Here is a 12,952-nt window from a genome sequence, read left to right on the forward strand (position 1 = left end):
GATGAACTGCCCCCTTGGTTGAAACCTATGCTGATCCTCCCCGGTAGCGTTGCCCTTTCCGATTTCCGCCGCACCAAGCTGCTGAATACCTTACAAGCCGCCGTGCCAGCGGTCACTGGCCTGCAAGCCGAGTATGCCCATTTCGTGCGTACCGCGCGGGAGCTGAATGCAGGGGAAAAGGATCGCCTGCAAGCCCTGCTGACCTATGAAGAGCGGCAAGGTAGCCACGATTTCAGCGGAACCCTGTTCCTGGTCACCCCGCGCACCGGCACCATCTCGCCGTGGTCGAGCAAGGCCACCGACATCGCCCACAATTGCGGCCTCGGCATGGTGGAGCGGATCGAACGCGGGATTGCCTACGACGTGCAAACCAGCACCTCGCTATCGGATGCTGAACGCGCCCATATCGCCCAGCTGCTGCATGACCGCATGACCGAAATGGTGCTGCCAGACATGCAGGATGCGGTAATCCTGTTCAGCCAGGCCGAGCCTGCACTATTACGCCACGTCGACATTTCTGGCGATGCCGTCACCGCTTTGCAACAAGCCAACGTAGAATGGGGTCTGGCGCTGTCGCCGGATGAGATCGAGTATCTGGCCGAAAACTACGCCGAGCTGGGGCGCAACCCCACCGACGTGGAGCTGATGATGTTCGCGCAGGCCAACTCGGAACACTGCCGCCACAAGATCTTTAATGCCGACTGGATCATCGACGGGCAGGAGCAGCCCAAGTCGCTGTTCGGCATGATCCGCAATACCTACCGGCACGCACCGGAAGGTATCCTTTCTGCTTACAAGGATAATGCCTCGGTCATCGAAGGCCCGCTGGCAACCCGTTTCCTCACCGACGTAAAAAGCGGCGAATACCACTACACCAACGAGCCGGTGCACATCCTGATGAAGGTGGAAACCCACAACCACCCGACTGCGATTTCCCCGTTCCCCGGCGCGGCGACCGGCTCCGGCGGTGAAATCCGTGACGAGGGGGCGACCGGTAACGGCTCCAAACCCAAGGCGGGTTTGTGCGGCTTCTCGGTTTCTAACCTGCGCATTCCAGGCTACCAACAGCCATGGGAACATGATTTTGGCAAGCCGGGGCGCATCGTTTCCGCGCTCGACATCATGCTGGAAGGGCCGATCGGTGCGGCAGCCTTCAACAACGAATTTGGCCGCCCCAATATCGCCGGTTATTTCCGTACCTTCGAAATGCAGGCCCCCGGCGCAAAGGGCATGGAACTGCGTGGCTACCACAAGCCGATCATGCTGGCGGGCGGTTTGGGCAATATCCGCGAAAACAATATTGAAAAGAACCCGTTGCCGGAAGGTACGCCCATCATCGTGCTGGGTGGCCCGGTGATGCTGATCGGTTTGGGCGGTGGTGCGGCTTCCTCCATGGCCAGCGGCACCAGCGCAGAAAACCTCGACTTTGCCTCCGTACAGCGCGGCAACCCGGAAATGCAGCGCCGCTGTCAGGAAGTCATCGACCGCTGTGTGGCGCTGGGCGCTGACAACCCTATCCTCTCTATTCATGACGTAGGTGCGGGCGGTATTTCCAACGCCATTCCGGAAATCATTAATGATGCCGGGCGCGGCGGGCGCATCGAGCTGCGCACTGTGCCCAATGACGAGCCGGGCATGTCGCCGATGGAAATCTGGAGCAACGAATCGCAGGAACGCTACGTGCTGGCGATTGCCGAAGAGCGTCTGGAAACCTTCCGCGCCCTGTGCGAACGCGAACGCGCCATCTACGCCGTGGTCGGTACAGCAACCAAGGAGCAGCAACTGCTGGTCGGTGATTCCCTGTTCGACAACTACCCGGTCGACCTGCCGATGAACGTGCTGCTCGGCAAACCGCCGAAAATGCTGCGCGACGTGCATCACCAGACTTTCCACAAGCCGGAAGTCGATCTGTCAGGGATTGATCTGGGCGATGCCATTGAGCGCGTGTTGCGCCTACCTACCGTGGCGTCCAAATCCTTCCTGATCACCATTGGTGACCGCACCGTAACGGGTATGGTGGCACGTGACCAGATGGTCGGCCCGTGGCAGGTTCCGGTAGCGGATGTGGCAGTCACAGCCACCGATTACACCACGAATTACGGCGAAGCGATGGCGATGGGCGAGCGCACCCCGATTGCGCTGGTGAACCCGGCGGCTTCCGGGCGTATGGCTATTGGTGAAGCGCTGACCAATATCGCGGCGGCGGATATTGCCGACATCCGCAACATCCGCCTTTCCGCCAACTGGATGGCGGCTGCGGGCTACCCCGGCGAAGACGCAGCCCTGTTTGATACCGTTAAGGCAGTAGGCGAAGATTTGTGCCCGCGCCTCGGCCTCGCCATTCCGGTTGGCAAGGATTCCCTGTCGATGAAAACCGTCTGGCAGCAGGATGGCGAAGACCGCGAAATGGCTGCGCCCCTGTCGCTGATCGTTTCCGCCTTCTCGCCCGCGCAGGATGTACGCAAGACCCTGACCCCTCAATTGTGTACGGGCAAGGGCGACACCGACCTGATCCTGGTCGACCTCGGCAAAGGCAAAAACCGGTTGGCTGCGTCGGCGCTAGCGCAAGTTTACGGACAGGTAGGGCACTACGCGCCTGATCTGGATAACCCCGACGCGCTCACGGCATTTTTCGGCACCATTCAGGATTTGCGTACTGAAAACCTGATCCTGGCCTATCACGACCGTTCTGATGGAGGCCTGCTGGCAACGCTCGCGGAAATGAGCTTTGCCGGGCACGTGGGTGTGACCGCTTGCATTGGCCTGCTCGGTGACGAACTGCTGCCTGCCCTGTTCAGCGAGGAACTGGGTGCGGTGCTGCAAGTGCGCCACTGCGATACTGACGCGGTGCTGGAAGCTTTCCGTGAGGCCGGTCTGGCGCATTGCACCCATGTCATCGGTGAACTCAATGACAGTGACGAACTGGTGCTGAAATTTGCCCACGAAGAAGTCTACCGCGCCCCTCGCGCCCGCTTGCAGAAAATCTGGGCGGAAACCAGCTACCAGATGCAGGCATTACGCGACAATGCCGATTGCGCGGCTCAGGAGTTCGGGCGGCTGGATGATGCGCGCGACCCCGGTTTGCCGTTCAGCCTCGGCTATGACCCGGATGGGGATGTCGCCGCGCCTTACATCAGGACTGGCGTGCGCCCGGCGATGGCGATCCTGCGCGAACAAGGGGTGAACGGGCAACTGGAAATGGCGGCAGCATTTGACCGTGCCGGTTTCAAAACCATCGATGTGCACATGACCGACATTATCAGCGGGCGTGTCAGCCTCAAGGATTTCAAGGGGTTGGTCGCATGTGGTGGTTTCTCTTACGGTGACGTACTGGGCGCGGGCGGTGGTTGGGCGAAAACCATCTTGATGAACCCGCAAGCAAGCGATGAATTTGCTGCTTTCTTTGCGCGGGAAGATTCCTTCGGGCTGGGGGTGTGCAACGGCTGCCAGATGTTCTCGCAGTTGCGTGGCATGATCCCCGGCGCAGCGCACTGGCCACGTTTCTACCGCAACCGTTCCGAGCAGTTCGAGGCGCGTTATACGGCGGTGGAAGTGCTGAAATCACCATCGCTGTTCCTGCAAGGCATGGAAGGCTCACGGCTGCCGATTGCAGTGGCGCATGGCGAAGGGCGTGCTGTGTTTGACGTCGGCGTTACGCCGGAAAGCGTGCTGGCGGAAGGTCTGGTGGGGCTGTGCTACATCGACAGTTATGGCAACGCGACCGAACATTACCCGGAAAACCCGAACGGTTCGCCGTTGGGGATTACTGGCCTGACGACCTCTGACGGGCGTTTCACCATCATGATGCCGCATCCGGAACGTTTGTTCCGGGCAGTGCAACATTCCTGGCAGCCGGAAGGTGTGCTGGGTGAAGATGGCGCCTGGCTCAGGATGTTCCGTAATGCTCGGGTGTGGGTGGGTTAATCATCCGTTGACTACATTAGCTCATGTGCGCATACTTATGCGTATGAACATTGGTGGGAGAGACTATCGTGCAGGCCATTTACGACATTCGTGCCCCTAAAAAAGCGGCGAACCTGAGCATTAACAGTGATTTGTTGCAGAAAGCACGGTCGCTGAATATTAATCTGTCGGCTGCGCTGGAAACCACATTGCAGCAAATGCTTGCCCAGCAGCAGGCCGAGCAGTGGACGGTCGAAAACAAGATGGCAATTGCTGCTTATAACCGCTTTGTGGAAGAAAATGGCTGTTTGGGTGACGAGTACCGGACTTTCTGATGCACCAGTTCGACGTTTACACCAACCCTAATCCCGCCAGCCGCAAGGCTTATCCCTACATCGTTGATGTGCAGCATTCGGTGCTGGATGAGCTTGCCACTCGCATTGTTATTCCACTGGGAAGGCTGTCGGCTTTCAACAACGAGAGCATGAAAATACTCTCGCCGGTTGTTGAATATGAGGGTGAAAAACTGGTTTTGCTCACGTCGCAGATTGCATCGATGCCCGCCCGGCTATTGAAGAATCCGGTTGGTTCACTCAGTCATTTGCGGGAAGATATTCTTGTGGCTATCGACTTTGCGGTGACGGGGATTTAGCCTGGTTTTCACTCATTTTGTTATTAAGATAAATCGAGGTTTGGTTTCTCCCGATTTCCTCATAAATTAATGATATTGTGAGTAACATACGCTCAAATAAGAACTTTCGGCAGAGCTTGCTTTACTTGTGCATTTCTCATGGTCACTACCGCCGTAGGTAGGGCCAAACCAGCCATCCCTTGTATGACTCATGCCGCAGGGTTTTGCAAATTTTGACGGGGCATCGCTCCCCGTCCATAAAGTTGTATACTTCCCCCGCTTGTTACCCACCCGGAGACTTCCATGGATCATCGCGGGGCATTGTTGGATGCCATCTGACCCTTCCAACCCCTACCTGCTGGACAAACGCAAAACCCGCCTGGGTTTTGAACGCGCCGCCAACACCTACGACGCCAACGCTGTTCTGCAACGCGAAGTCGGTAGCCGCCTGCTGGAACGGCTCGACCTGATCAAGATGCAGCCCGCAACCGTGCTCGACCTTGGTTGCGGCACGGGCGCGGTCAGCGAACACCTGCTCAAGCGCTACAAGAAAGCCCGCATCATCGGCATCGATCTGGCGCTGAACATGGCGCAGAAAACCTGCCAGCGCGGTGGCTGGTTCCGTAAGCCACGCGCAGTATGCGCCGACGCCGCCCGTTTGCCTTTCCAGCCGCAATGCGCCGACATGCTGGTGTCCAACCTGATGCTGCAATGGTGCAATGACCTGCCCGCCGTGTTCAGCGAATTCGCACAAGCATTGAAACCGGAAGGGCTGCTGATGTTTTCCACCTTCGGCCCTGACACCCTCAAGGAGCTGCGCGCCAGTTGGGGGAGGGTGGATGGCTATACCCACGCCAGCCGTTTCACCGACATGCACGACGTGGGCGACGCCCTGTTGCAGGCCGGTTTCCGTGATCCGGTGGTGGATATGGAAATCATCACCCTGACTTACGCCGATGTGCGTGGCTTGCTACGTGACCTCAAAGGTATCGGCGCGAATAATGCCACCTACGGGCGCAACCACGGTTTGACCGGCAAAGCGCGCCTACAGGCATTCTTGCAGGCTTACGAATACTTCCGTCTGGAGGATGGGCATTATCCGGCGACTTATGAGGTGGTGTATGGTCATGCATGGGCATCCAAGCTGTTGCCCTCGAAATTGCCGGAAAAATTCATCCCCATTATGAGGAGCCAACCATGACCGAACCTGTCATCGCGCAGAAAAAGCCGTGTGTAATGGAGCTGGAACCCGGAACCCGCTATTGGTGGTGCGCCTGCGGGCGTTCCGCCAACCAGCCGTTTTGCGACGGTTCACACGCGGGAACCAGTATCGAACCGCTGGAATTCACTGTGCCGGAAAAGAAAAAATACGGCTTGTGCGCCTGCAAGCACACCCGCAATGCGCCGTTCTGTGATGCAACTCATCGTAATCTGGATTAAAGCCCGAAATGCCTGTGCTAGACTGACAGCGTTTCCACGCTATCTGGTTTATAACAATGAAAAAAACCTATACGATCCAGACAGTCACGCACACCGTCATTTCCCCAGGGAAGGGTTCCATTATTTGGGAGTTGCTGGATGCCGCCGATGACCGCCAGCGTAAAATCAATGGGATCACCACTTTGGACAAGGATGGGGTGATTGAGGTTGCCCGTTCAATCTACACCCGAGAATCGCCATTGGTTGAAGAGCTGCTGCTGCATAACGAAGGTGATACCTTCACCATCGACTTTACCGAGTTCAACAAGGCGCAGGGGTATATCAACCGGGAAATCTACGCCAACATGAAAAAATGTGAGCGTATGGCTTGCTTGGCACAACGGGTAGGGCAAGTACTTGCGGTGGCAGCAGCGGTGGCAGTACTCTGGCTGGGTTGGACGCTATTTGCCAGCGTCAATGAGTTTGCCCAACAACAACCCCTGACACACCATGTACCTTGACCGAATCCAAACCTGCAACAATTTTGACCCTACCCACTACCGCGCCCTGCTGGTCGACGGCAAAACTTATGGCCAGGTGCACCCTGCTTTCGCCGAGCAGCTAGCCGGGTGGCCGGAAGTTTTTACGGTAACTACCACGCAGGTGGTGCTGAACCCAGAGCTGGCTGACTATTTTTCCCGCACGGAAGCCGTAGCTCCAGTCTTCCGTAACCTGCATGAAGCTGGCGTGATCGACACCTGGGTGGCAGAAGCTTACCCCATCACGCTGGAATTTGGCGGCCATGCTGAACTGGAAATCGAACGCGCCGCCACCCAGTTCATGGGGGTGAAAACCTTCGGTATCCACCTCAACGGCCTGGTGAAAAAAAGCGACGGCATCCATGTCTGGGTTGGCACGCGCTCGCTGGACAAGCCTTTCTGGCCCGGCCAGCTCGACCAGATGGTTGCGGGTGGCCAGCCGGTCGGCCTGGGCTTGCTGGAAAACGTTATCAAGGAAGCGCAGGAAGAGGCAAATATCCCGCCAGAACTGGCGAGGCAATCACAGGCCGTAGGAACCATACCCTACCGGCAGGAAGGCTGGCGCGGGCTGGACAATTCCACTATCCATGTGTACGACTTGTGGCTGCCGGAAGACTTTGTGCCGGAAAATACCGATGGCGAAGTGATCGGCTTTGAACTGATGCCATTGGCTGAAATCGCCCGTCTGACCGAAACGACCGAAGAATTCAAGGATAATTGCAATCTGGTCAATATTGATCTTCTATTGCGTATGGGTGTGATTACACCGCAACATCCCGAATATGCTGCTATCCTCAATAGCCTATACAATGCTGGTAATACAAAAGAGATAAAAAATGCGACAAGGACAACCTAAAACCGTTTTGCTGCGCGATTATACTGCGCCTGCTTACAGTGTCGATGCCCTCTCACTGGTATTCGAACTGGGCGAAGATTCCACCAAAGTGACCAGCGTCGCCAATTACCGGCGCAACCGGGATGTGCCTGCTGATGCACTGCTGGAACTGTACGGGGAGGAACTGGAACTGCTTGAGCTGCGCCTCAACGGCCTGCCGCTCAAGGAAGGCGATTACACCCTGACCGACGCAGGCATGAGCATTCCCAATGTATCCGCCATGTGCACGCTGGAGGTTGTTACCCGCATTTATCCGCAGAAAAATACCTCGCTGGAAGGGCTGTACCAGTCCAGCGGCAACTTCTGCACCCAGTGCGAAGCGCAGGGTTTCCGCAAGATCACCTATTACCCCGACCGTCCGGATGTGATGGCGGTGTTCACTACCCAGATTCTGGCTGACAAGCAGAAATATCCGGTACTGCTATCGAATGGTAACCTCACCGGTAGCGGCGACCTGCCCGACGGGCGTCACTGGGCGCGTTGGGAAGACCCGTTCCGCAAGCCTGCCTACCTGTTTGCGTTGGTGGCGGGCAACTTGCAGCATGTGGAAGGCCGTTACACCACCGCCTCCGGGCGCGACGTGACCCTGCGCATCTACACCGAAGCGCACAATATCGACAAGTGCGACCACGCCATGCAGTCGCTGAAACGGGCGATGCACTGGGATGAAGAGCGTTTCGGGCTGGAATACGACCTCGACATCTACATGATCGTCGCCGTCGACGACTTCAACATGGGGGCGATGGAAAACAAGGGGCTGAACGTTTTCAATTCCAAACTGGTGTTCGCCAGCCCGGCAACGGCGACCGACATGGATTACGTTAGCATCGAAGCGGTCATCGGCCACGAATATTTCCACAACTGGACTGGCAACCGCGTTACCTGCCGCGACTGGTTCCAGTTGTCGCTGAAAGAAGGCTTGACGGTGTTCCGCGACCAGGAATTTACCTCCGACTTGCATTCGCGCCCAGTCAAACGCATTGAGGACGTGCGGGCATTGCGTACCTTTCAGTTTACTGAGGATGCCAGCCCGATGGCACACCCGATTCGCCCGTCGTCCTACATGGAGATCAACAACTTTTACACCGTGACCGTGTATGAAAAGGGCGCGGAAGTGGTGCGCATGTACCAGACCCTGCTGGGGCGCGACGGCTTCCGTAAGGGCATGGATTTGTACTTCCAGCGCCACGATGGGCAAGCGGTTTCCACCGAAAATTTCCTCGCGGCGATGGCGGATGCGAACGGAACCGACCTCAGCCAGTTTCAGCGTTGGTACGACCAGGCCGGTACGCCGCAGGTCACGGCGTGGATGGAGTATGACGCCGCCGCGCAGGCTTGCACCTTGCATTTCACCCAGACCTGCCCGCCAACGCCAGAAGCCGACAGCAAGCAGCCGTTCCTGATTCCGCTGGAAGTGGGCTTGCTGGATAGTCAGGGGCAGGACATCATCGGTACGCAAGTCCTACGCCTGACCGATGCCGAACAGTCTTTCCGCTTCGATAATGTGCCGGAACAGCCAGTGCCATCCCTGCTACGGGGCTTCTCTGCGCCAGTGAAACTGGAATATCCGTATAGTGACGCCGACCTTGCGTTCCTCATGAAACACGACAGCGATGCCTTCAATCGCTGGGATGCGGGGCAGCGGCTGGCGATGGGAACCATCCTCAAGCTGTTGCAATCCAGCCAGCAACAGGAAGCATTCGGTTTGGAAGATAACTTTATCAGCGCTTTCCAGTCTGTGCTGAATGATGACTCGCTGGATCATGCCTTGCGTGCCGAAGCACTGCAATTGCCGTCCGAAGCGGATATTGCCGAAGTGGCGCGGCCTTCCGACCCGGAAGCCATCCATGTCGTGCGCGAATTCATCCATGCTACCCTGGCCAAGGCGCTGCGCCTCGATCTGGAGCGCCTGTACGCCGAATTGCATGAAACCGGCGAATATTCCCCGGATGCTGCCAGCATTGGCCGCCGCAGCTTGAAAAACGTCTGTCTGGCTTACCTGGGGCGCATCCAGGATCACGGTATCCACGCGCTTTGCCAGCAGCAATACAGGCAGGCTGGCAATATGACCGATGCAATGGCGGCACTCTCCGTACTCAGCCGTACCGACTGCCCGGAACGTGAGGAAGCCTTGCAGCATTTCCACGACCGCTGGCAACACGACCCGCTGGTGATGGACAAATGGTTTGCGCTGCAAGCCACCTCGTCGCTGCCGGGTACGCTGGGGCAGGTGCAAGGGCTGATGCAGCACAAACTGTTCACCCTCAGCAACCCCAACAAGGTACGCGCCCTGATCGGCAGTTTCGCCATGCGTAACCCGCTGCATTTCCACGCGCAGGACGGCAGCGGCTACAGTTTTCTGACCGACAATGTGCTGGAACTGGATGCGATGAACCCACAAATCGCCTCACGCATGGTGCGCCCGTTGATGAACTGGCGGCATTACGAACCCACCCGCAGCGCCTTGATGAAGGTGCAACTGGAACGTATCCAGGCGCACAGCGGTTTATCGGCAGATGTATACGAAATTGTCAGCAAGAGTCTGGTATAATCGGCGGGCTAATTCACAAAGGGAGAGCAGGATTGATGAAAAACAAGCTGTTGAAATCGCTGGGGCTGGCGACTGTCTTGATGCTTGGGGTTAATGCCGCCAGCGCCGATGAAATCTGGAACAGTAATGTAGGCCGTATCGTGTATGCAGATGAAATCGGCCCGACCGCCGTATTTGCCTACGGCCCTGAAGACGACCCGGGCGTGGTGTATGTGCTGGGTCTGGCCAAGGTGTACCAGAACCGTGGCACGTATGACGGTTACTGGGCCAAGAACAAGGCCAAAGTGGAATGCAAGACCGAGCGCCCCGGCATTTTTGGCAAAATGACCAAATACTGGGGGCGTTTCCAGGTCAAGTTCGTTGATGCCAACTTCCCGTCACGCTGGGAAGGCACTTGGAGCTACTGCGACGGTGAAGCCGAGAAAGTGAAGATTCAGGCGACCCCGGCCATTGGCGAAGCCGCTGTGCCGAAGCAGGACAAAGACTAAACTGCAAGCAGCCTTGCGGCTCCTATCGCGGCCTGTCCCAGTGACAGGCCGCCGTCGTTGGTGGGTACGCTGCTGTGGGTCAGCACGTTCAATCCCATCCCTTCCAGTGTTTTCAGCAAACCCTTGAACAGCAGGGCGTTCTGGAATACGCCGCCTGACAAGGCAATCGCCCGGATTTCAGGCATTTCCTCACACAACTTCCCGGCAAGCTCGCTGATGACATGGATCAAACCCTGGTGGAATTGCGCCGAAATGGCGGCGCGGTTGTAGCCGGTTTGCAGGTCTTTCAACAGTTCGTACCACATGGGTGCAGGGTCGATTTCCCATGTGCCGGAAAGTGTTTGTTCCAGCAGGAAGGGGTAGGGTGGAACGATATTCAGCAGGCAGGGCGGGGTGGCGGCTTCCAGTTCGATGGCAGCTTGCCCTTCGTAGCTGATGGCGTTGCGGCTGAAGCCGAGGGCGGCGGCCACGGCGTCGAACAAGCGCCCGCAGGAACTGGTTAGGGGGGAGTTGATGCCGCGTTCCTGCATTACTGCAAGTGTTGCCAGTGCTTGCTGTTGCAAGTGCTGGATCATTTCCAGGCTGGAAAATTGCTCTTCGACAGACTTCCAACCGAGGTTTTGCAGGTGCGCCCAGGTGTTGCGCCAGGGTTGCAGGATGGCTTGTGTGCCGCCGGGCATGGGGGTGGGTTTGAAATGACCCAAGCGCTGGTAGTCGGTGTAGTCTGCCAGCAGGAATTCACCGCCCCAGATCGTGCCATCGTCGCCGTAGCCCAGACCGTCCAGAACGATGCCGAGGACTTTTCCGCCCTCCAGCGGCCAGTTGTTTTCGGCCATGCAGGCGGCGACATGGGCATGATGGTGCTGGGCTTCGATCAGCGGTAAAGCGTGTTCCCTTGCCCATTGCTGGCCTAACTGCGTGGAGCGGTAGCCGGGGTGTTGGTCGACGATAATGGCTGCTGGCTGATGCTCAAAGAGTTGCTGGTAGAGGTGCAGGGTGTGTTCGTATTCTTTCCAGGTACGGGCGTCTTCAAGGTCGCCGAGGTGTTGGGAAAGGATAGCCTGGCCGTCGCGTACCAAGGCGAAAGTATTTTTGAGTTCGCCGCCCATGGCTAGTAGTGGGGAGGTGTTCCCGAAACCAGTGGGCAGGGTGAGCGGTTCCGGTGCATAGCCCCGGGCGCGGCGCAGGATGCGTGGCTTGCCAGTCAGTACCCGCGTAACAGCATCATCCACCCGGTTGACGATGAGGCGGTTGTGCAACAGCAGGTAATCAGCAATGCCTTGCATCCGCTGGCGGGTTTCTTCCACGCTGATGCATTGTGGTTCCTCGGTCAGGTTGGCGCTGGTCATCACCAGTGGCGTTTCCCAGGTTTCCAGTAACAGGGCATGCAGTGGGGTGTAGGGGAGCATGAAACCGAGTAAGAAACCCCTCCCCAGCCCTCCCCTTATCAGGGGAGGGAGCAAAGCCGCACTCTGCTCCTCTTGTCCCTCCCCTGATAAGGGGAGGTTAGGAGGGGTTTCTTCCAACAACACAATCGGCGCATGTTTACTTTGCAGTAATGCGGCTTCATCCTCACTCACATGGCAATAACGCTGAATCACCGCCAAATCCCGTGCCATCAACGCCAACGGTTTCTGGTAACGGCGCTTACGACGCCGCAGCTCCGCAACAGCACGTTCATTACTAGCGTCACAAGTCAGATGCACGCCGCCCAAACCCATGATGGCAAGGATATGTCCTGCCCGCAGCAAACGGCTGGCGCTGTCGATGCAATCCCGTTCGCTTTCATCCGGTTCAACCCGTTGCCCCGTCATGTCTTCCAGCCACAGTTGCGGCCCACAAACCGCGCAGGCATTAGGCTGAGCGTGAAAGCGCCGGTCGGAGGGGTCGATATATTCCTGCTGGCAATCTGGGCAGAGGGTGAAACCGGCCATGCTGGTATTGGCACGATCATAGGGAATGCCGCGCACAATGCTCAGACGTGGGCCACAGTGGGTGCAGTTGGTGAATGGGTAGCGGTAACGCCGGTTATGCGGTTCAAAAATATCTGCACGGCAAGCAGGGCATATCGCCGCATCCGGCAAGATACCGGTGTGAATATCGCCGGATTCACTGGCAATGATGCGGAAATCACCGTGAGGGCAAGGCGCATCCAGCGCCTCGACTTGTACGCCGTCTATCCGTGCCAGTGGAGGAATGTCAGCCCGTAACACCTGCTGGAAAGTCACCAGTCTGGAAGCATCACCCCAAGCCTCAACCAGCACACCGGCACTGTCGTTGCGCACTGTCCCGGCAATACCATGGGTGCGCGCCAGCCGCCAGACATTGGGGCGAAAGCCGACGCCTTGCACCAGGCCAGTAATACGGATACGGCAGGACTCCACCGGGTCACCTCTTGTGGTTAGGAAACAATCTCCAAGGCTACCGCAAGTTGGGATGCCGGTCTGCTGTTATTTACCGCTTGGTTGGGCACAAATGAAAAGGGATCAATCCACCTTCGTGGATTGATCCCTAGCCCCTTTAAAT

The 12,952-nt window shown here is 57.5% G+C and carries 10 protein-coding genes; 9 read left to right on the top strand and 1 reads right to left on the bottom strand.

Going from position 1 to position 12,952, the window contains the following annotated elements; all coding sequences use genetic code 11:
* The first annotated feature begins 27 nt into the window (after nt 1-27).
* The 9 genes from purL (at nt 28) to THINI_RS01155 (ending at nt 10,426) form a co-directional block, all read left to right on the top strand.
* On the top strand, nt 28-3,924 hold the full coding sequence (gene purL / locus THINI_RS01115) for a phosphoribosylformylglycinamidine synthase (protein ID WP_002706846.1): 3,897 nt from the start codon (nt 28-30) through the stop codon (nt 3,922-3,924).
* 68 nt (nt 3,925-3,992) lie between these two features.
* Complete coding sequence (locus THINI_RS01120) at nt 3,993-4,238, top strand: type II toxin-antitoxin system CcdA family antitoxin (RefSeq protein WP_002706847.1); 246 nt, start codon at nt 3,993-3,995, stop codon at nt 4,236-4,238.
* Complete coding sequence (locus THINI_RS01125; protein WP_002706848.1) at nt 4,238-4,555, top strand: CcdB family protein; 318 nt, start codon at nt 4,238-4,240, stop codon at nt 4,553-4,555. The genes THINI_RS01120 and THINI_RS01125 overlap by 1 nt, the downstream gene beginning before the upstream one ends.
* Before the next feature lie 307 nt (nt 4,556-4,862).
* Nucleotides 4,863-5,735 carry a malonyl-ACP O-methyltransferase BioC gene (gene bioC / locus THINI_RS01130; protein WP_002706849.1) on the top strand — a complete coding sequence of 291 codons (873 nt, stop codon included), beginning with the start codon at nt 4,863-4,865 and terminating at the stop codon, nt 5,733-5,735.
* Nucleotides 5,732-5,974: a CDGSH iron-sulfur domain-containing protein gene (locus tag THINI_RS01135; RefSeq protein WP_002706850.1), complete on the top strand. Its 243-nt coding sequence runs from the start codon at nt 5,732-5,734 to the stop codon at nt 5,972-5,974. The genes bioC and THINI_RS01135 overlap by 4 nt, the downstream gene beginning before the upstream one ends.
* 56 nt (nt 5,975-6,030) lie before the next feature.
* Nucleotides 6,031-6,474 (top strand): hypothetical protein, encoded by a 444-nt coding sequence (locus THINI_RS01140; protein ID WP_002706851.1) that lies wholly within the window; start codon nt 6,031-6,033, stop codon nt 6,472-6,474.
* The gene (locus tag THINI_RS01145; RefSeq protein WP_002706852.1) at nt 6,464-7,348 is read left to right on the top strand and encodes an NUDIX hydrolase; all 885 of its coding nucleotides are present in this window, start codon (nt 6,464-6,466) and stop codon (nt 7,346-7,348) included. The genes THINI_RS01140 and THINI_RS01145 overlap by 11 nt, the downstream gene beginning before the upstream one ends.
* The gene (gene pepN / locus THINI_RS01150) at nt 7,329-9,938 is read left to right on the top strand and encodes an aminopeptidase N (protein WP_002706853.1); all 2,610 of its coding nucleotides are present in this window, start codon (nt 7,329-7,331) and stop codon (nt 9,936-9,938) included. The genes THINI_RS01145 and pepN overlap by 20 nt, the downstream gene beginning before the upstream one ends.
* A gap of 35 nt (nt 9,939-9,973) precedes the next feature.
* Nucleotides 9,974-10,426: a hypothetical protein gene (locus tag THINI_RS01155; RefSeq protein WP_002706854.1), complete on the top strand. Its 453-nt coding sequence runs from the start codon at nt 9,974-9,976 to the stop codon at nt 10,424-10,426.
* Here the strand turns inward: THINI_RS01155 and hypF are convergent.
* Nucleotides 10,423-12,810, bottom strand: a complete 2,388-nt coding sequence (gene hypF / locus THINI_RS01160; RefSeq protein ID WP_002706855.1) for a carbamoyltransferase HypF — start codon at nt 12,808-12,810, stop codon at nt 10,423-10,425. The genes THINI_RS01155 and hypF overlap by 4 nt on opposite strands.
* Nucleotides 12,811-12,952 lie beyond the last annotated feature (142 nt).

The sequence above is a fragment of the Thiothrix nivea DSM 5205 genome, from assembly GCF_000260135.1.
Lineage (GTDB): Bacteria > Pseudomonadota > Gammaproteobacteria > Thiotrichales > Thiotrichaceae > Thiothrix > Thiothrix nivea.